Annotated in this window: 16 protein-coding genes; 10 read left to right on the forward strand and 6 right to left on the reverse strand. The window is 75.0% G+C overall.

What is annotated here, in order from left to right:
• Window positions 1-8: 8 nt before the first annotated feature.
• The 4 genes from J5O08_RS15885 to J5O08_RS15900 form a co-directional block, all read right to left on the reverse strand.
• Entirely contained in the window at window positions 9-1874 is a 1866-nt protein-coding gene (locus tag J5O08_RS15885; protein ID WP_218707882.1) for a hypothetical protein, read from the reverse strand.
• A 64-nt stretch (window positions 1875-1938) separates the two neighbouring features.
• The gene (locus J5O08_RS15890; RefSeq protein WP_218707884.1) at window positions 1939-3324 is read right to left on the reverse strand and encodes a hypothetical protein; all 1386 of its coding nucleotides are present in this window, start codon (window positions 3322-3324) and stop codon (window positions 1939-1941) included.
• 119 nt (window positions 3325-3443) lie between these two features.
• Complete coding sequence (locus J5O08_RS15895) at window positions 3444-4769, reverse strand: ATP-binding protein (protein WP_218707887.1); 1326 nt, start codon at window positions 4767-4769, stop codon at window positions 3444-3446.
• 3 nt (window positions 4770-4772) lie between these two features.
• On the reverse strand, window positions 4773-5465 hold the full coding sequence (locus tag J5O08_RS15900) for a response regulator transcription factor (RefSeq protein ID WP_147794118.1): 693 nt from the start codon (window positions 5463-5465) through the stop codon (window positions 4773-4775).
• A gap of 155 nt (window positions 5466-5620) precedes the next feature.
• Between J5O08_RS15900 and J5O08_RS15905 the strand changes: the two genes are divergently transcribed.
• The 4 genes from J5O08_RS15905 to J5O08_RS15920 all read left to right on the forward strand — a co-directional run bounded on the left by J5O08_RS15905 (window position 5621) and on the right by J5O08_RS15920 (window position 11377).
• A complete protein-coding gene (locus J5O08_RS15905; protein WP_218707888.1) occupies window positions 5621-6946 on the forward strand; it encodes a sensor histidine kinase in 1326 nt (441 codons plus the stop codon).
• Between the two features lie 5 nt (window positions 6947-6951).
• Complete coding sequence (locus J5O08_RS15910; RefSeq protein WP_218707889.1) at window positions 6952-7662, forward strand: response regulator transcription factor; 711 nt, start codon at window positions 6952-6954, stop codon at window positions 7660-7662.
• A gap of 197 nt (window positions 7663-7859) precedes the next feature.
• Window positions 7860-8645 carry an ABC transporter ATP-binding protein gene (locus J5O08_RS15915; protein ID WP_218707895.1) on the forward strand — a complete coding sequence of 262 codons (786 nt, stop codon included), beginning with the start codon at window positions 7860-7862 and terminating at the stop codon, window positions 8643-8645.
• Between the two features lie 23 nt (window positions 8646-8668).
• Window positions 8669-11377 carry an FtsX-like permease family protein gene (locus J5O08_RS15920; RefSeq protein WP_255590042.1) on the forward strand — a complete coding sequence of 903 codons (2709 nt, stop codon included), beginning with the start codon at window positions 8669-8671 and terminating at the stop codon, window positions 11375-11377.
• Between the two features lie 183 nt (window positions 11378-11560).
• Here the strand turns inward: J5O08_RS15920 and J5O08_RS15925 are convergent, their stop codons facing one another.
• Window positions 11561-11980: a hypothetical protein gene (locus J5O08_RS15925; protein WP_308281662.1), complete on the reverse strand. Its 420-nt coding sequence runs from the start codon at window positions 11978-11980 to the stop codon at window positions 11561-11563.
• Between the two features lie 381 nt (window positions 11981-12361).
• Here J5O08_RS15925 and J5O08_RS15930 point away from each other — a divergent pair, with 381 nt between their 5' ends.
• Complete coding sequence (locus J5O08_RS15930) at window positions 12362-12610, forward strand: WhiB family transcriptional regulator (protein ID WP_147794125.1); 249 nt, start codon at window positions 12362-12364, stop codon at window positions 12608-12610.
• A 313-nt stretch (window positions 12611-12923) separates the two neighbouring features.
• On the opposite strand, the gene J5O08_RS15935 is transcribed toward J5O08_RS15930, so the two are convergent.
• A complete protein-coding gene (locus J5O08_RS15935) occupies window positions 12924-14426 on the reverse strand; it encodes a sensor histidine kinase (protein WP_217616676.1) in 1503 nt (500 codons plus the stop codon).
• Window positions 14427-14601: 175 nt separating this feature from the next.
• Between J5O08_RS15935 and J5O08_RS15940 the strand changes: the two genes are divergently transcribed.
• From J5O08_RS15940 to J5O08_RS15960, 5 genes are all read left to right on the forward strand, one after another.
• Window positions 14602-15108: a DUF2505 domain-containing protein gene (locus J5O08_RS15940; protein ID WP_218707891.1), complete on the forward strand. Its 507-nt coding sequence runs from the start codon at window positions 14602-14604 to the stop codon at window positions 15106-15108.
• 240 nt (window positions 15109-15348) lie between these two features.
• Window positions 15349-16644 (forward strand): ABC transporter substrate-binding protein, encoded by a 1296-nt coding sequence (locus J5O08_RS15945; protein WP_218707892.1) that lies wholly within the window; start codon window positions 15349-15351, stop codon window positions 16642-16644.
• Between the two features lie 107 nt (window positions 16645-16751).
• Window positions 16752-17852, forward strand: coding sequence for a carbohydrate ABC transporter permease (locus J5O08_RS15950; protein WP_217616673.1), 1101 nt, complete (start codon window positions 16752-16754; stop codon window positions 17850-17852).
• Window positions 17849-18766, forward strand: coding sequence for a carbohydrate ABC transporter permease (locus tag J5O08_RS15955; protein WP_217616672.1), 918 nt, complete (start codon window positions 17849-17851; stop codon window positions 18764-18766). Before J5O08_RS15950 ends, J5O08_RS15955 begins: the two co-directional genes overlap by 4 nt.
• Before the next feature lie 107 nt (window positions 18767-18873).
• Entirely contained in the window at window positions 18874-19908 is a 1035-nt protein-coding gene (locus J5O08_RS15960) for a LacI family DNA-binding transcriptional regulator (protein ID WP_218707893.1), read from the forward strand.
• Window positions 19909-19994: the final 86 nt, after the last annotated feature.

Here is a 19994-nt window from a genome sequence, read left to right on the forward strand (position 1 = left end):
CCCGCGTCTCACCGGTCCAGGGCGTACGCGCTCCAGTCGTCGCCGTGCCCCGTGGCTACCGGGTCGCCCAGCAGGCCGCCCACCTCGGTCCGCACCGCGCCGGCCTCCTCGGCGGTGTAGCCACGCCAGTCGATGTGCACGGCGCAGAACCCGTGGTCCCGGAGCTCGTCCAGCTCGTCCGGCTCGAGGCGGCTGCCGATCTCCTCCGGCAGCGCGCTGTCGGGCGTCGCCTTGATCGCGCCGAAGGACCAGTCCTTGCCGGGGTTCGTGAGCGCCGGCACCAGGTGCTCGTAGTTCCCGAGCGCCTCGACGTCCGGCACCTCGGGGTTCGCGACGTAGGGCAGCTGCAGCACGCCGCACTGCTCGGGGAGCGCCGCGTCCAGCGCCCGGGCGTAGGTGCGACCGGCGGCGAGCTCGTCCAGGCCCGGGTCCACGAGTGCGTCGTACGACGCCCGGTACGGCGTCACGGAGTCGAGCACGACGACCACCGCGAGGACGGCCGAGACGCCCCACGCCAGCCGACCTCGCGTCGGCCACCGGAGGTCGCTCCACACGACGCCCGCGGCCGCGACAACGAGTGCGAACAGCACCGGGACCAGACGGTCCCAGCCGCGCAGCTGCGGCGTCACCAAGAAGGCGAACAGGAAGTTCAGGCCCCACGGCACGAAGAACAGGACGGACGCGGCGAGCAGACCGAGGACCAGTGACAGCGGCACCCGCCCCTGCTCCGCCGGCACCTGGTCGCCGGTCGCGCGCGACCGGCGACGGGACACCACCAGGGCCCCCACCGCCACGAACGCGATCGCGATCATCGTGAACACCGACCCGCTGTTCGACCAGACGAGCACGCCGGAGGTCGGGGTCAGGGTCGCCTGCTCGTACATCGACTGCGCGAGGCGGCCGAGCGCCCCGGCCCCCGGCAGATCGCTGAACGGCGTGGGGAGCAGCGCCATGCTGAGCGACCCCGAGTAGACGACGCTCTCGACCGGATAGCGCTGCGCGACGTCGCCGGTCGTCGGGTGCGCCTGCGCCCACAACATGCTCGGCAGCAGGGTGGCACCGAGGACCACCGCGACGACGCCCGCCGGGACGAGCGAGCCGACCACGGCCCGCCACCGCGCACCCCGGAACACCCGGTAGAGCGCGGCGCAGGCGATCAGCAGGATCGCGAAGCACGCGTAGTAGATCCCGCCCGCACCGACCAGCAGCATCGCGACCGCCGACGCGACGAGCACGACCACCCGACGCTCGCGCCACGCCTGGGCGAGCCGTCCGGAGCCCACGAGCAGCGCGAGCACGACCGCGAGCACCGCCGGGTACATCGTCGCGAGGTAGACGTGGTCGGGCCGCAGCCAGTGGAACGGGATCGCCGTCAGGCCGAGGGCCGCGACGACCGCGACCGGTCCGCGGAGCCCGACCACGCGCAGCAGCCACAGGCCTGCGAGGGCGGTCAGCGGGAACGAGGTGGCGAGCACCATGTTCAGCGGCAGGAAGGGGTCGTCCGTGAACAGCGCGAAGAGCCCGGCCAGCGCGTTGTGCACGGCGTCGCCGGTCGGGTAGTACGGCAGGTGCATGCCCGCGGGGTACCCGAGGCTGTCGTCGCCGAACGGCGCGCCCCGGCCCCACATGTGCGCCGTGGCGTAGGCGTAGAGCAGGTCGCCCATGCCGAGCGGCGCCCGCAGCCGGTCGAGGTCCCAGCGGAAGGCGTGCGCGACCATCGCCGAACCGAGCAGCACGACGGCGAGGGCCTCGGCCGGCCAGCCCAGCAGAGCCGCTCGGGCGCGATCCGCCACGGTGCGGCGCGCGGGCACGTCGTCAGCGGGCGCGGGGACGGGCGCGGTCGTCCTCTGGTCGGCCGTGTTCTGCGAGGGCATGGGGGTTCCTGGAGGTGCTCAGCGGTCGGGAGGAGGCGCCGTCCGGCCGCCCCGACCGCAGACGCTACCGGGTCCCCGGTCCGGCCGGCCGCGCCACCATCGTCGTCACCGCCAGCAGCACCACCGCGACCACCGCGACGCCTCCCACGTACGCCGGCGTCAGGTGCCCCGCGAGCACCAGCGCCAGCGCCGCACCGGCCCCGATCACGACGCGCACCAGCACGCGCTGCTCGCCGAACCACACCCCCACCGGCCCGGTGCTGATCCCGCGCCGCTCGCCGGCCGTGCGCAGCGAGGTCGCGCCGCGGCTCCAGGACGCCCGCAGCGACCGCGCCGCCGACGTCCCGCCGGCCAGGAACGCCACCAGGGCGACGACGACGCCGAGCACGAACGCCGACCGCAGCGCGACCCGCAGGAACGCCACCACCTGGTCGTAGACCACCACGGCCGCGTCGGGCCGCTGCACGCCCGGCGGGAGGGCGTCGACGTACACGGACCGCCCGATCGTCAGCGCCGCGCCCAGCAGCAGCATCGCCCCGGCCAGCGACAGCCCGGCGATCACGAGCGCCCGCGCGCGGTGCACGGCGGCCAGCACGCCCGCGGCCAGCAGGCCGAGCGACAGCCAGATCAGCCAGGTGCCGAGCAGGTCCAGCAGCCGGTAGGCGTTCTGCGCGCGGACCAGGTCGGCGCTCTGCATGAGCGGGAAGCTCGCGCTGATCGTGGGCAGCCGGTCCACCACCGTGAAGCCGGCGTCCGACAGCGAGCTGCGCACGGTGTCCACCACGCCGGTCAGGTCGACCACCAGCGTCCCCTGGGCGTCGATGCTCGCGATCGCGTCCGGGTCGCCGCGCAGGACGGCGTTCAGCTGGTCGTGCACCGTCCGGTTGGCCTCGTCCCACACCGCCTCGAACACGTCCGACGTGACGACCGCGTCCACCGCCCGGCGGATGACGTTCGTCGCGGCGTCCACCAGCGGCGCCTGCAGCGAGCCGGCGAGCGCGGAGACCCGCGGCGGCAGGCCGAGCCCCTCGACCGCCGTCACCGCGTCCGAGGCGAGCCCGTCCAGGTCGGCGGCCTCGACGATCGCGCCCGTGACCCGGTTGGTCACGGCGCCCTGGATCTGCGGGTCGTCGACGAGCGGGCCCACGGTGGCGAGGTAGCGGTCGGTGTCGGTGACCAGGTCCTTCGCCCACACGGCGACGACCGCCACGGGTGCCAGCAGGGCGCCGAGCACGATCAGCACCACCGCGGCCGCCGCGCGGGTCCGGTGCCGCTGCCGGGGCGGCGCCGGCGGCGGCGTGCCGGAGCCACCGCCCGCCGGGCCCGCGCTCGCGTCGGCCGCGGCGCGCGCGGTCGCGGCAGCGCGCAGCTGCGCGTTCTCCGCCTCCAGCGCGGCGATGCGCGCCGTGAGGTCCGCCGCCGTCCCCGGCGCGGGACGCTGCTCGGCCATCGACCCCACCCCCTCGGGCGCCCGCCGCGGGAGGCGCCCCTCGCGGCGAGGCTAGCGCCGCGCGTCGCGCCCCTCCCCCACCCACCGGGGGTGACCGCGGGTGGGTAGGTGCCGGTGCCTCAGCGCCGCCGGCGCGCCCGCTCCGAGCGCGGCGAGATGACCGACCCGCGCGGCAGCACCACGTCGGGCGCCATCGCCGCCGGCACGCCCGCGAGGAACAGCGCGAACACCGCCGGCCGCCGCTGCGCGAGCTCCAGCCGGGCGCCGTCGGCCGACGCCAGGTCCCGCGCCAGCGAGAGACCGAGCCCGGTGCCCTTGCCCGACGTGACCTCGCGCTCGAAGATCCGCGGCGCCAGGTCGTCCGGGACGCCGTCACCCTCGTCGGCCACCTCGACCACCACCGACCGCGCCGCGCCCGCCCGGGACCGGACCGTGGTCGTGCCGCCGCCGTGCCGCAGCGAGTTCTCGATGAGCGTCGCCAGCACCTGAGCCAGCGCGCCGGGGGTGGCGAGCACCTGCGCCTTCGGGTCGACCTCGATGACGAGGCGGCGGCCCTCGGCCTCGAAGGTCGGCCGCCACTCCTCCTCCTGCTGGTGCACGACGTCGCCCAGCCGGATCGCCTCGGTGGTGCCGCCCTGGGCTCGCCGGGAGCGGGTCAGCAGGTCGTCGACGACCGTGACCAGCCGCTCGACCTGCTCCAGGGAGATCCGCGCCTCCTCGCGCACGGCCGGGTCGTCGGAGGCCAGCATGATCTCCTCGAGCCGCATCGTCAGCGCGGTCAGCGGGGTGCGGAGCTGGTGGGACGCGTCGGAGGCGAACTGCCGCTCGGCGGCGAGCCGGCCCGCCATCCGGTCCGCGCTGCGGGCGAGCTCGGCCGCGACGAGGTCGATCTCCTCGACCCCGGACGGCTCGAGCTGCGGGCGCACCTGGCCCGAGCCCAGCTGCTCGGCGGAGGCCGCGAGGTAGACCAGCGGCGCGGCCAGCCGGTTCGCCTGCCAGATCGCCATCGCGATGCCGGCCGCGAAGGCGACGATCGCCGCCGCCACGACCAGCCCCATGATCTGCGCGCTCATGAGGAACACGTCCCACCACGGGGCGTACATCGTGATCCGGGCGCCGGTGGTGGACGTCTCGGTGATCGTGATGGCGCGCTCGGGCACGTCCGGGCCCGCCTGGTACCGGGCGCCCTCGGTGGTGACGACGAAGATGCTCACCGCGACGCCGCCGCCGCGGTCGACGTACGGCTCGAGCATGGTGTCGGACAGCGGCGTGCCCTCCTGGACGCGGCTGTCGATCTGCCGCGCCAGGTCGGACGCGCGGGTCTCGAGCGACCCGATCTCGTTGTCCCGGACGTACTGCGCGCCGAGGAAGGCGAGCGGGAACCCGAGCAGGACGACCGCCACCGTGACGGCCGCGATGGTGGCCTGGAGGACGCGGCGACGCACGGGTCAGCCCCGGTTGCCCTCGCCGGACTCGAACCGGAAGCCCATCCCCCGCACGGTGCTGATGTACCGGGGCGCGCTCGCGTCGTCGCCGAGCTTGCGGCGCAGCCACGACACGTGCATGTCGAGCGTCTTGGTGGAACCGGTCGGGTCGGAGCCCCACACCTCGCGCATGAGCGTCTCGCGGGCGACGACGGTGCCCGCAGCGCCGACCAGCACGCGGAGCAGGTCGAACTCCTTGGCGGTGAGGTGCAGCTCGCGCTCCGCCTGGAACGCGCGGTGCGCCGCGACGTCGACGCGGACGTCCTGGCTGCGCAGCTCGTCCTCGTCCGGCGTGTCGCCCCCGGTGCGCCGCAGCAGGGCCCGCACGCGGGCGAGCAGCTCGGCCAGCCGGAACGGCTTGGTCACGTAGTCGTCGGCGCCCGCGTCGAGCCCCACGACCAGGTCCACCTCGTCGGCGCGGGCGGTCAGCACCAGCACCGGCGTGGTCAGGCCCTGATTCCGGATGGCGCGCGCCACGTCGAGCCCGTCCATGTCCGGCAGCCCGAGGTCGAGCACCACGAGGTCAGCCTCGCTCGCGCGGTCGATGGCCCCCTGGCCGGTGCCCTGGACCCGGACGTCGTAGCCCTCCCGGCCCAGCGCCCGCGCCAAAGGCTCGGCAATCGCGGGATCGTCCTCCGCCAGCAGCACCTGCGTCATTCCGCCATGTTAGGTCAAAGAACGGTCCACGACACCGCTCACCGGGGTATCGCTTCGGTGAAGTCAGCCCGTCCCCCCGTGGTCGGACGCCGACCGGGACCTCGGTCCGCCCGCGGGGGCACGACCCGGGCGGCACGCCGACCTACGCTGGCGCGATGACGTGGTGGGAACGCCTCACGCGGTGGGAGGAACGCCACCAGCTCGGGATCGACGTCGGCGCGATGGTGCTGACGGGTCTCGTCGTCGTGCCTCTCGGGGCCAGCATGGCGCCGAACTGGGGGCTCGGCTCCTACGCCGGGGCCGCGCTGGCCGCGCTCGCCTGGGCACCGCTGGGCTGGCGGCGGACGCACCCGGTCGCCTCGGTGGTGAGCGTCTACGTCGCCTGCCTCCTGCACCTCCTGGTCGGCGTGCCGCTGCTGCTGCCGTCGGACCTGGCGGTGCTGCTCGCGCTGTACTCCGTCACCGTGCACGGGCCGCGGTGGGCCCACCTCACCGCGATGGGTTCGGCGCTCGTGGGGAACCTGTTCATGGTGTCCGGGCTGCTGCTGCAGTCCTGGGCCGGCAGCGCCGCGGAGATGGCGGCGTCCGCGATCGCCCTGTGGCTGTTCGCCTCCGTCACCGCGCTGGCCGTGTGGGCGTTCGGCCTGGTGCGGCGGTCGCGACGGGTCACGATCGCCGCACTGCGGGACCGCGCCGAGCGGCTGGAGGTCGAGCGCGACCAGCAGGCGCGGATCGCCACCGCCGCCGAGCGCACCCGGATCGCGCGCGAGATGCACGACATCGTCGCCCACTCGCTCTCCGTCGTCGTGGCCCAGGCGGACGGCGGCCGGTACGCGGCCGCGGCGGACCCCGAGGCGGCGACCCGCGCGCTCGGCACGATCGCCGAGACCGGGCGGGCGGCGCTGGCCGACATGCGCCGGCTGCTCGGGGTGCTGCGGGAGCCGGAGCGGGCGCCGGGCGCGCCGGCCGCACCGGGTGCGACGGGTCCCGCGGGCCCGGCCGCGACCGCCGGGGCGACCGCCGGGGCGACCGCCGCGCCCTACACCCCGCAGCCCGCCGAGCACGACCTCGAGTCCCTGGTCGAGCAGGTCCGCTCCTCCGGCGTCCGGGCGTCGCTCGTCCGCATGGGCACGCCGCGCCGGCTGCCCCCGGGCATCGGCCTGACCGTGTACCGGATCTGCCAGGAGGCGCTGACCAACGTGCTCAAGCACGGCGGTCCCGACGTGACGGTCACCGTGCTCGCGCAGTGGCAGGCCGCGGCGCTGGTGCTGGAGATCACCGACGACGGCCGCGGCGCCGCCGCGGACTCCGACGGCGCCGGGCAGGGCCTGCTCGGCATGCGGGAGCGCGCGACGATGGTGGGCGGCACCCTGAGCGCCGGCCCGCGCCCCGGCGGCGGGTTCCGGGTGCGCGCCGAGCTGCCGCTGCCCCCGGGCGCGCCGGCGGACGACCGGGCCGCCGCGCCCGGCACCCTAGGCTGACGCCCATGTCCGCCATCCGCGTCGGCCTCGTCGACGACCAGCAGCTCGTGCGCGCCGGGTTCCGCCTGGTCATCGACTCCCAGCCCGACCTCGAGGTCGTCCTGGAGGCCGGCGACGGCGCCCAGGCCGTGCAGGCGCTGACGGCCGGCACCGCGCAGGCCGGGGTCCTCGGCCCGGTCGACGTCGTGCTGATGGACGTCCGGATGCCGCACCTCGACGGGCTCGCCGCCACCGAGCAGATCGTCGCCGCGGGCACGTCCGAGCACCCCGCGCCGCGGATCATCGTGCTCACCACGTTCGACATCGACGAGTACGTGCTCGCCGCCATCCGCGCGGGGGCGAGCGGCTTCCTGCTCAAGGACACGCCGCCCGAGGACATGCTGGACGCGATCCGCACGGTGCACCGCGGCGACGCGGTCATCGCCCCGTCGTCGACCCGGCGGCTGCTGGAGCACCTCGTCACGGCCCTGCCCGCCGAGCAGCAGCAGGCGTCGGCCGGTGCCGAGGCGCTCGCGACGCTGACCGACCGCGAGCGCGAGGTGCTGGTGCTGATGGCCCGCGGGCGGTCGAACACCGAGATCGGCGAGGACCTGTTCGTCGCCGAGGCCACCGTGAAGACGCACGTCGGGCGGATCCTCGCGAAGCTGGGCGCCCGGGACCGGGTGCAGGCGGTCGTCGTGGCGTACGAGACCGGCCTGGTCGTCCCCGGGGCGTGACCCGGGCGCGAGGCCGGTCGGGCCCCGGTCGCGCGCCGAGGCCCCGGCGTCGTACCCCGGGATGACGCGAGGTCCGGACCGGGGGTGGACGCGGCGGGGCGGGCGCACTCCGTAGCGTCGGGGACGTCCCGATCCCGAGTCCCAGGAGCACAGCCGTGGACCCGTTCGTCCCCGCCCCCGCCGCCGGCGCCGGCCCGATCCCCCCGCACGCCGGGGCCCCGCAGCACCGCCAGGCCGCCGTCCGCGCCCGCGGCCTGACCAAGGTCTACGGCCGTGGCGAGGCCGAGGTGCGCGCGCTCGCCGGGGTGGACGTCGACTTCGCGGCGGGCGAGTTCACCGCGATCATGGGCCCGTCGGGCTCCGGCAAGTCGACGCTCATGCACGTGCTCGCCGGCCTGGACGCGGCGACCTCCGGGTCCGCGTTCCTCGGGCAGACCGACGTGACGACGCTCGACGACGACGCGCTCACCCGGCTGCGCCGCGACCGGGTCGGCTTCGTGTTCCAGTCGTTCAACCTGCTGCCGATGTTCACGGCCGAGCAGAACATCCTGCTGCCGCTCGAGCTCGCCGGCGCCAAGGCCGACCGCGCCTGGTTCGACACCCTGGTCGCGACGCTCGGCCTCGGCCAGCGGCTCACGCACCGCCCGTCCGAGCTGTCGGGCGGCCAGCAGCAGCGCGTCGCGATCGCCCGCGCGCTGATCGCCAAGCCCGAGGTCGTGTTCGCCGACGAGCCCACCGGCAACCTCGACTCGCGCTCCGGCGCGGAGGTGCTGAGCTTCCTGCGCCGCTCCGTCCGCGAGCTCGGCCGCACGATCATCATGGTCACGCACGACCCGACTGCCGCCGCCTACGCCGACCGCGTGGTGCTGCTCGCCGACGGGCAGATCGCCGGCGACATCGTCGACCCCACCCCCGAGGCCGTGCTCGCCGGGCTGGACGCCCTGCGCCAGCTCGAGGTCACCGAGACGGCGGTGGGGTCCTGATGTGGCGGCTCACCCTGGCGCAGATGCGCCGCAGCCTCGGCCGGCTCACCGCCGCGGGGGTCGCGGTCGCGATCGGCACCGCGTTCGTCGCCGCGACGCTGCTCGCCGGTGACGTCATGCAGCGGATCTCGTACGACTCGCTCACCGCGTCGTACGGGACCGCCGACGTCATCGCCGACGCCGGCAACGGCGACGCGCTGACGGAGAAGACCGTCGACGCCGTGCGCGCGACGCCCGGCGTGAAGGCGGCCGACCCGCGGATCGTCGCCCCGTACGTGAGCATGTCCGCCGGCGACCGGGCGATCTCGCAGACGCTCGTGCCCGTGGCGAGCGACCCGGCCTTCGACACCCAGCACGTGACCGCCGGCACCCTGCCGACCGCGGACGGCGAGATCGCGCTGCCCGAGCGGGCAGCCGAGCGGCTCGGCGTGGGCGTCGGGGACACGATCACGGTGTCGTACTACGCGTGGCAGTCGGCTGGCGGGGCGGACGCCGACGACGCCGCGGCGGCGAGCCCGACCGCGGCCCCGACCGAGGAGGCCACGGCCGGTGCGACCGGCGACGCCGCGACCGAGGCCTCCACGGCGGCACCGGGCGAGGACGAGGGCACCTACCGCGAGGTCGGGGCCGACGCCGAGGTCGTGGGCCTGACCACCGACCCGACGTCCGCGTGGGCCCAGTACGACGGCGCGGCGCTGGCCACGACCGCCGACACCCTCCTGTGGGCGGGCTGGGGCCAGGGCGACGCCGCGCCCACCCTCGCCGACGCCGCGACCTCCCAGCTGCTGGTCGCCGTCGACCCGGGCGCCGACACCGCGACCGTGATCGACGCCGTCGAGGACGTGCTGACCGCCTCCGGCAGCACCGACCCGATCGTGCTCACTCGCGACGCCGCCGCGGAGCGCGCCCTGTCCGGCAGCGACGGCACCGGCCCGATCCTCGTCGTCGTGCTGGCGTTCGCCGCCGTCGCGATGATCGTCGCCGGCCTCGTCATCGCGAACACCTTCCAGGTCCTGGTCGCCCAGCGGACCCGGACGCTCGCCCTGCTCCGCTGCGTCGGCGCCGTGCGGTCCCAGGTCCGGGGGTCGGTGCTGCTGGAGGCCGGCCTGCTGGGGCTGGCGGCCTCGGTCGCGGGCACGCTGCTCGGCACGGGGCTGGTGCAGATCGCCCTGCTGGTGATGCAGAACGCGGACCTGCCGTTCCCGGTCCCGACGGTCGTCCGGCCCACCGTGGCGAGCGTCGTCGCGCCGCTCGCGGTCGGCCTCGTCGTCACCGTGCTCGCCGCGCTGACGCCCGCCCGCGTCGCGACCCGGGTCGCGCCGATCGCCGCGCTGCGCCCGGCCGACGCCCCCGCCGCGGGCAGCCGCGCGGGCCGGTTCCGCCTGGTCGTCAGCCTGGTCCTGGTCGTCGGCGGCGCGCTCCTGCTCGCCGGCGGGGTCGCCCTGTCGCAGCAGATCCTCGTCGCGGCGGTCGGCATCGCGATCCTCGGCGGCGCGGCGTCGTTCGTCGGCCTGCTCGTCGGCGCGGTGTTCTGGATGCCGCGGGTGGTCGCCGCGATCGGCGGCCTCGTCGGCCGGCTCGGTATGCCCGCGCGGCTCGCCGCCGCCAACACCGGCCGCAACCCGGCGCGCACCGCCGCCACCAGCACGGCGCTCCTGATCGGCGTCACGCTCGTCGCGATGATGAGCACCGGCGCCGTCACCGCCCGGGCCACCCTGGACGACGAGCTGGACACCCGGTTCCCGGTCGACCTCGCGGTGGCGTCGCCGTACACCGCCGACGCGGACGGCACCGCGGTCGCCGAGGCGCTCCCCGCGGGCACGGTCGGCGCGCTCGCCGACATCCCCGGGGTCGAGTCCGTGGCCGCCCTCGCCCGCGACAGCGTCGAGGTCGGCGGGTCCGGGAACGTCGTCGACGCCCTCGGGATCACGCCGGCGCAGGCCGCCGACGTGCTCCGCGATGCCGACCTGGTCGCCGCGATCGGCGACGGCACCGTCGTCGTGCCCCGCGCGCTGGCTGCCAGCAGCGGGATCGAGGACGGCGACACCGTCGCCCTCACCCGCAGCGAGGGCGGCGCCGGGTCCGCCGCGACGGGCACGGTCGACCTGACCGCCGCGGTCGTGCCGCTGGACGACTGGACCGTGCTGGTCACCCCGGCCACGCTCGACGCGATCGGCTCCGCCGGGACCGAGAGCACCGCCTGGCTGCGCGTCGCGGACATCAACGACTCCGGGCAGGTCGTGCAGCAGGTGCAGGACCTGACGGCGGACTCGGCGCTGGACATCACCGGCGCGGCGCTCGAGCGGGCGCTGTACCAGCGGGCGATCGACACCCTGCTCGCGGTCGTGGTGGGGCTGCTCGCGGTGGCGGTGGTGATCGCGCTGATCGGCGTCACCAACACTCTGTCGCTGTCGGTGATCGAGCGGCGCCGCGAGTCGGCGACGCTCCGGGCCCTCGGGCTCACCCGGCGGCAGCTGCGGGCGTCGATGGCCGTCGAGGGCGCGCTGATCGCCGGCGTCGGCGCGGTGGTCGGCGTCGCGCTCGGCCTGGCCTACGGCTGGCTCGGGTCCGCCGCGGTGCTCGCCGGGATCGCCGACCTGCAGCTCCGGGTGCCGTGGGCCGACCTGGGCCTGGTGCTCGCGGTGGCCCTGGTGGCGGGCGTGCTCGCCTCCGCTCTCCCGGGCCGCACGGCGGCCCGGACGCCCCCGGTGGCGGCCCTCGCGGTCGACTGACCGCACCGGCGACGCGCGCCCGGCGGGGACTCCCCGCCGGGCGCGCTCGTGCGTCCGGCGGGTACTCCCCCACCGGACGCGCGCGTCGGGCGGCGCCGAGGTCGGTGCCTTGCGCCGAGATCGGTGCCTGGAACCACCGATCTCGCGCCGAACCACCGATCTCGCGCGGGCGCGCGGGCGCGGTCAGTCCTCGCGACCCGCGCCGACCGTGGTCCAGGCGACGACCGTCGGGGTGACCAGCAGGCCGCCGACGACGACCGCCAGCACCAGCACCGCCACCGACCAGACGGCCACCTCGACGCCGAGCCAGCCGACCGCCAGCACGACCAGCAGGATCTGCACCGTCATCACGGGCGCCCTGCCCCAGCGGTGGCCCTGCAGCAGCGCGCGACCCGCGCCGCCCAGCACGGCCGCGATGCCCGCCGCGAGCAGCACGAGGAACACCACCGGCCCGGGCATCGACGTCCCGCGGACGAGCGCCACGACGAGCGCCCCGGCGATCACCGCCACGGCGAGGGCCTGCAGGAGCACGAGGCCGGCGAGCAGCCGGACGGCGCCCGGGGCGGACGTCCGGGGCGGCTGGGGCGTGGCGGATCCGGTCACGCCGCCGACCCTACGCGCGCCGCGGGTGAAAGCGCGGCGGCGTCCCCGCAGGTCCCGGCGGCGGGCCCCCGGAGACCAGGGACGATGGTCCCGACGACCGGACCGGTTGGCGCCCGGCGACCCGGTGGGAGTACGGTGCGGCCCAGGCGTTCAGGGTGCACACAGATGTGACAGACGCCTCAGTCGTCACGCGCAAGAAACCTGCGCGTAACCCCTTGTGCGCCCTCCGGCGGCCATGTGAATCTTGTACTCAGCAGTTCGATTCCCCCGAGCGCCGACGCTCACGCCCCCCGCCTTCTTCCGTGCGTCGGACGTGTGCTCGTGCTCCCATGCCACCCAGCCCCCTGGTCGTGGCATGCCCCTGTGCTGAGGAGTGTTTCGATGGATTGGCGTCACCAGGCAGCGTGTCTGACCGAGGACCCGGAGCTGTTCTTCCCGATCGGCAACACGGGCCCCGCCCTGCTGCAGATCGAGGAGGCCAAGGCCGTGTGCCGCCGGTGCGACGTCGTCGACACCTGCCTGAAGTGGGCGCTGGAGTCCGGCCAGGACGCGGGCGTCTGGGGCGGGCTGTCCGAGGACGAGCGCCGCGCCCTCAAGCGCCGCACCGCCCGGCAGCGCCGCGCGGGCTGACCCGCACGCAGCACGCCCGACGACGCCCGCCGCGCCCCTCCCTCCGGGGCACGGCGGGCGTCGCTGCGTCCGCCCCCGCGCGCTCCACGCCGCCGAGTCTCCGCTCCGCGCCTCTGGGTCATCCCCGACCCACAGCCCGCTCGCGCAGACTCGCCGAACGCCCCCCGCCGAGATGGCAACTCTCGGCTGTGCGACGGGCGTCCCGCGCAGCCGAGAGTTGCCATCTCGACGAAGGGCGCGGGGGCGAAGGGGCGCGCGGGAGAAGGGGCACGAGAGCGGCGCGGCGCCGCGAGGCGAGGGCTCCGCGGGAGGGTCAGGCGACCGTGGCCGCCGCGTCGCGGCCCGGGGTGCGCAGCGTCGCGCGCAGCGTGACCTCCGTGCCGCCGCCCGCGCGCGGCGCCCACGCGATCGAGCCGCGCAGCTCGTTCGTCACCAGCGTCGAGACGATCTGCGTCCCGAGGCCCGTCCCCGGGCCCGCGCTACTGCCGGCGGAGTCGGCCGGGATGCCGGCGCCGTCGTCCGCGACCGTGACCGTGAGGTCGTCCTCGACGCGCTCCGCGTTCACCTCGACCGACCCGTGGTCCCGGCCGGCCAGCCCGTGCTCGACGGCGTTCGTCACCAGCTCGGTCAGCACGAGCGCGAGCGCCGTGGCGTCCTCGGCGGACACCGGCCCGAACGTGCCGCGCACCAGCGTCCGCACCGACGCCCCGGCCGACGCCACGTCGGCGGCGAGCCGCAGCGACCGCCCGACCAGCTCGTCGAACTGCACGGTCTCGTCGAGCGTCTGGGACAGCGTCTCGTGCACGAGCGCGATCGTGGCGACCCGTCGCATCGCCTCCTCGAGCGCCGCGCGGGCCTCGGGAACGTTCATCCGGCGGGCCTGCAGCCGCAGCAGGGCGGCGACGGTCTGCAGGTTGTTCTTCACCCGGTGGTGGATCTCGCGGATCGTCGCGTCCTTGGTGATGAGCTCCCGCTCGCGACGACGCAGCTCGGACACGTCCCGGCACAGCAGCACGGCGCCGATCCGCTCCCCCTCCTCGGACAGCGGGACCGCCCGCAGGGAGAGTGCGACCCCGTGCGCCTCGATGTCGGTGCGCCACGGCGCGCGGCCCATGAGCACCAGCGGCATCGACTCGTCGACCGGCGAGTTCTGCTCGATCAGGTCGGCGACCACCTCGACGAGCGACCGGCCGACCAGGTCGTCCATCGCGCCGAACCGGTGGAAGCAGGACAGGGCGTTGGGGCTGGCGTACAGGACCTCGCCCTCGGAGTTCAGCCGCACCAGGCCGTCGGCGACGCGCGGCGCACCGCGGCGCGGGCCGGTCGCGGCGTTGGTCATCGGGAACTCGCCGCGGGCGATCATGCCCATGATGTCGTCGGCGGCCTCGACGTAGTTCAGCTCGAGGCGGCTGGGCGTGCGGGCACCGCCGAGGTTGGTCTGCCGGGCGATCACGGCGATCGCGCGGCCCTCGTGCACGACCGGCACCGCCTCCTCGCGCACGGCGTACGACCCGAACCAGCGCGGCTCGCGCGACCGCTGCGCCCGGACCTCGCTCAGCGAGCGCTCGAGCTGCGGCCGCTGCCCCTCGGGCGCCCGCGAGCCCACCACGTCGTCGTAGTGCACGGTGGCGCCGGTGCTGGGGCGGGCCTGGGCGATGGCCACGAAGTCGCCGTCGTCGGTGGGCAGCCACAGGACGAGGTCGGCGAACGCGAGGTCCGAGATGACCTGCCAGTCGCCGACCAGCAGGTGCAGCCACTCGAGGTCCGCGGCGTCGAGGTGGGCGTGGCGCTGCGCGAGCTCGCTCAGGGTGGACACGGCCCCAGGGTACGGCGCAGGAGGGGCCCGGCCCGGGCCCGTCCCAGCCCGCGGCACGTGACGCGGCCCACGCCCGTCGCCCGACCGGGGCGCGCGGGCCCGCCCGGGCGGATACTGTCGTCGGACCCGCACTCCCCCGCGGCCGCCCGCGCACCTCGGAAGGACCCGAACGCCCGTGCACCTGCAGGTCACCGTCCCCGTGCCGACCGACCCCCGCACCGCCGGGACGATGCTGGCCGACCCCGTGTACGTCCGCGCGAAGGTCATCGCGAGCGGCGCCGAGGTGCTGCACGTCGACGTGGCCCCCGCCGAGGACGGCGCGCTCACGGTGACGACCCGGCGCGCGCTGCCGACGGACCAGATCCCCGCGAACGTGCGCGCGTTCGTCGGCTCGACGCTCGAGGTGCGCCAGGTCGAGGCCTGGGAGCCCGCCGCTGCGGACGGCAGCCGCACCGGGACCGTGGCGGTCGAGATCGCCGGCGCCCCGGTCCGGCTCACCGGGACGGTCGCGCTCGCGGCGGCCGACGGCGGCTCGGCGATCACCTACGACGGCGACCTCAAGGCGAACGTCCCGCTGTTCGGGTCGGCGGTCGAGCACGCCGCCGCCAAGGCCGTGCGCGGCGCCCTCGAGGCCGAGGCCGGCGTGGCGCGCGAGTGGGTCGCGAGCGCCGACGAGGCGTAACGATTCCGTAACGTGCCCGGCGGCCGCAGGCCGCTGACCTGCACGAACGCGCCAGTGGGACCGCTTCCACACCCGTTTGCGCGCCGACTCGCTTGACTTCACCGACCCCCGGACGACAAGGTGCCTGACATGGCGTGAGAGCGCTCCCGCATCAGGTGGTGGGAGCGGTCCCACGACGGGCGCCGGTGCCGGCGACCCGACGGGAGCGGCGACGTCGCCGCGGATGACGAGGGAGTCACAGTGCGCAGGAGCACGCGCAAGACGTGGGTGGCCGTGGCCGGAGCGGCGAGCGTCGCCCTGCTGGCGACGGCGTGCGGCGGCGGGTCGGACGACGCCGCCGGCGACGAGGGCTCGGACGGTCAGATCACCCTGACCATCTCGACCTTCAACCAGTTCGGCTACGAGGACCTCCTCAAGCAGTACGAGGAGGAGAACCCGAACATCAAGATCGAGCACAACAAGTTCGGCAAGTCCGACGACGCCAAGGAGCAGTTCCAGACGGCGCTCGGTGCCGGCTCGGGCCTCGCGGACGTCGTGGGCGTCGAGGTCGACTGGCTGCCGCAGATGATCCAGTACTCGGACCAGTTCACCGACCTGAGCAGCGACTCGGTCGAGGGCCGCTGGAACAAGTGGACCACCGACCAGGCCACCACCCCCGGCGGCGAGCTGCTCGGCTACCCGACGGACATCGGCCCGGAGGCCATCGCCTACCGCGCCGACCTGTTCGCCGCCGCCGGCCTCCCGACGGACCGCGAGGCCGTGGCCGAGCTGTTCGGTGGCGACGACGCCACCTGGGACGACTTCTTCGCGGTCGGCGACCAGTTCATGGCCGCGGGCACCGGCCCGGCGTTCTTCGACTCCGCCGACGCGCTGGCCCAGGGCATGATCAACCAGGTCGAGGTGCCCTTCGAGGACCCCGACTCCGGCGAGATCATCGCGCTCGACAACCCCGAGATCCGCGACATCTACGACACGATCCTGTCGCACGAGGACCAGTCCGCCGGTCTCAAGCAGTGGGAGACCGACTGGACGAACGCGTTCCAGAGCAACGGCTTCGCGGTCGCGCTGGCCCCGGCCTGGTTCCTCGGCAACATCGAGGGCAACTCGGCGGGCGTCGAGGGCTGGGACATCGCCAACGTCTTCCCCGGCGGCGGCGGCAACTGGGGCGGCTCGTTCCTCGCCGTCCCGACGATGTCGAAGCACCCGGAGGAGGCCAAGGCGCTCGCCGACTGGCTGACCGCCCCGGAGCAGCAGCTCGCGGCGTTCGCCGTCAACGGCAACTTCCCGAGCCAGATCGAGGCGCAGCAGTCGGACGAGCTCCAGGGCATGACCCGCGAGTTCTTCAACGACGCGCCGACCGGCCAGATCTACACCGACCGGGCCGCGGCCATCTCCGTCGCGCCGTTCAAGGGTGAGAACTACTTCACCATCCGCACCGGCCTGTCGGACGCCTTCAACCGCGTCGACGTCGACAAGTCGATGACCCCCGACGAGTCCTGGAAGGGCTTCGAGGACGCGGTCGCCGCGATCGGCTGACCCCACCGGGCCGGGCCGCCGGGACTCCCCGGCGGCCCGGTCCGTCGCGCGGGCACCGCCCGCGCCCCGCACCGCACGACCCCGGCCCGCCCGCACGAAGGATCCCCATGGCCACCCAGACGGCGCCCCCCAGGGGCGCGGCACCGCGCAGCGACGACGACCGCGCGCCCCGGAAGATCGGCTTCAAGCAGACGCTCGGCCGCTGGGACGTGAAGGTCTCGCCCTACCTCTACATCTCGCCGTTCTTCCTGCTGTTCGCGGTGGTCGGCCTGTTCCCGCTGCTCTACACCGGCTGGGTCTCCCTGCACGAGTGGAGCCTGATCGGCGGCCAGGGCGACTTCGTCGGCCTCGACAACTTCACCTTCGTGCTCGGCCAGACGTTCTTCTGGAACTCGCTGCGCAACACCTTCAGCATCTTCCTGCTGTCCACGGTGCCCCAGGTGATCGCCGCCCTCGTCATCGCCGCGATGCTGGACGCGAACCTCCGCGCGAAGACGTTCTGGCGGATGGGCGTGCTGCTCCCCTACGTCGTCGCCCCGGTCGCCGTCGGCCTGGTGTTCTCGCAGATGTTCGCCGACGGCTCGGGCATGATCAACTCCCTGCTCGGCCAGATCGGCATCGACCCGATCGGCTGGCACAAGGACGCGTTCGCCTCCCACATCGCCATCGCGTCGATGGTCAACTTCCGCTGGACCGGCTACAACGCGCTGATCCTGCTGGCCGCCATGCAGGCCATCCCGCGCGACATGTACGAGGCCGCGACGCTCGACGGCGCGAACCGCATCCGGCAGTTCTTCTCCATCACCGTGCCGATGGTTCGCCCGACGATGATCTTCGTGATCCTCACGTCGACCATCGGCGGCCTGCAGATCTTCGACGAGCCGCGCATGTACGACGCAACCGGCCTCGGCGGCTCGAACGGCCAGTGGAAGACCGTGACGCTCTACCTGTACGAGCTGGGCTGGAACAAGCAGCAGCTCGGCCGGGCCGCGGCGGTCGCCTGGCTGCTGTTCCTGATCATCATCATCTTCGCGCTGCTCAACAACTGGCTGACCCGGCGCATCGCCTCCGCGGACGACATGAGCCGCACCGCGAAGGCCGCCCGCAAGCAGAGCCGCCGCGCCTCGCGCGACCTCGCCCGCCGGGTCAAGCAGACGTCCGACGCCGCGGTCCCCGCGGCCGCACCGATCGAGGTGGACCCCCGATGAGCGCCCCGTCCGTCCCCGTCATCGCGCAGACCGCCGGCAAGGGCGCGGCCCGCGCGGCCCAGCGCAAGCGCAACAAGACCAACGGCGGCGCCGACCGCCGGCCGGGCTGGGTCACCTACGTCGTCCTCGGCGTGTTCCTGCTGATCTCGGCCTACCCGCTCTACTACACGTTCCTGCTGTCGTCCTCGACGTCGGCGGAGGTGGCGCAGAACCCGGTGCCCTCGCTCATCCCGGGCGGCGAGTTCCTCACCAACCTGCAGCGCGTCTTCGACGCCGACATCGACCTGGTGAAGGCGACCGGCAACTCGCTGGTCGTCGCCGTGATCACCAGCCTGTCCGTGGTGTTCTTCTCGACGCTCGCGGGCTACTCGTTCTCCAAGCTCCGGTTCCGCGGCCGCGGCCCGCTGCTGGTGTTCGTGATCGCGACGATGGCCGTGCCGACCCAGCTCGGCGTCGTCCCGCTGTACATCGTCATGCGCGAGCTCGGCCTGACCGGCAACCTGCTCGCGGTGATCCTGCCGGCGATGGTGACCGCGTTCGGCGTGTTCTGGATGACCCAGTACCTCGACTCCGCGCTCCCCTACGAGCTCATCGAGGCCGCCCGCGTCGACGGCGCGTCCATGTTCCGCACGTTCTGGTCGGTGGCGCTGCCCGCGGCCCGGCCGGCGGCGGCGATGCTGGCGCTGTTCACCTTCATCACGTCGTGGACGAACTTCTTCTGGCCGTCCATCGTGCTCGGCAACCAGAACCCGACCCTGCCGGTGGCGCTCAAGCTGCTGCAGGCCGGCTTCTTCCAGGACCTGCCGCTGATCATGGCCGGTGTCGTCCTGTCGATCATCCCGCTGCTCCTGCTGTTCGTCGTCGCCGGCCGCCAGCTGGTCGCGGGGATCATGGCCGGGGCCGTCAAGGGCTGACCGCTACGCTTCGCGCGGGGCCCGTTCGCGGGCCCCGTGCAGGGGCGCGCGCCGCCGGTGTCCCGCGCACGGGCACCACCCGACCGTCACGAGGGGGGCGATCCACCGTGATCGACCAGTCCGCCATCCCGTCGGCCACCCACCCGGCACCGACCCTCGAGCAGGTCGCGCTGCGCGCGGGCGTCTCCCGCTCCACCGCCTCGCGCGCCATCAACGGCGGCGACCGGGTGTCGCCCGAGGCCATGGAGTCCGTCGCCGCGGCGGTCGCCGACCTGGGCTACACGCCGAACCGCGCCGCACGGTCGCTCGTCACCCGGCGCACCGACTCGGTCGCGCTGGTCGTGCCCGAGCCGGACGAGCGCGTGCTGTCCGACCCGTTCTTCGCCGGCGTGCTCAACGGGGTGTCCACCCCGCTCGCGCTGGCCGACCTGCAGCTGCTGCTCGTCATCGCGCGGCCCGGGGAGTCCGAGCGCACCGCCCGGTACCTGCGCGCCGGGCACGTCGACGGCGCCATCGTGGTGTCGCACCACCGGGACGACGCCATCGACCGCGCCCTGCAGGCCTCCCGGCTGCCGACCGTGTTCATCGGCCGGCCGCTCGTCGGCGGCGAGGCCGCGGCGGTCGTCGACACCGACAACCTGCGCGGCGGGCGGATCGCGACCGAGCACCTCGTCCGGCTGGGGCGGCGCCGGATCGCGACCATCGCCGGCCCCGCCGACATGTCCGCGGGCATCGACCGGCTCGCCGGGTGGCGGGCGGCGCTCGCCGAGGCGGGGCTGCCCGACGACGCGGTGGTGCACGGGGACTTCACGGTCGACGGGGGCGCGTCGGCCGCTCGCGAGCTGCTCGGACGGTTCCCCGACCTCGACGGCATCTTCATCGCGTCCGACCTCATGGCCGCCGGCGCGCTGCCCGAGCTCGCCGAGGCCGGCCGGGACGTGCCGGGCGACGTGGCGGTGGTGGGCTACGACAACTCGGGCCTCGCCACGACCACGAAGCCGAACCTCACGACCGTGACGCAGCCGGTGATCGCGATGGCGCGGGCGGCGGGCGAGGAGCTGGTGGCGCAGCTGCAGGGCCGGCACGCGCGCACGGAGGCCCAGGTGTTCGAGCCGGAGCTGGTGGTCCGCGGCTCGGCCTGAGCCCGCGCCCCGCGCCGGCCGCGCGCCCGGCTGCCCGGCCGGCCGCCCGCCTGCCCCGCCGGGCGCCCTCCTGCCGGGCGCCCTCC

Origin of the sequence: Cellulomonas sp. PS-H5 (genome assembly GCF_019265565.1) — a bacterium.
Classification (GTDB): Bacteria; Actinomycetota; Actinomycetes; order Actinomycetales; family Cellulomonadaceae; genus Cellulomonas.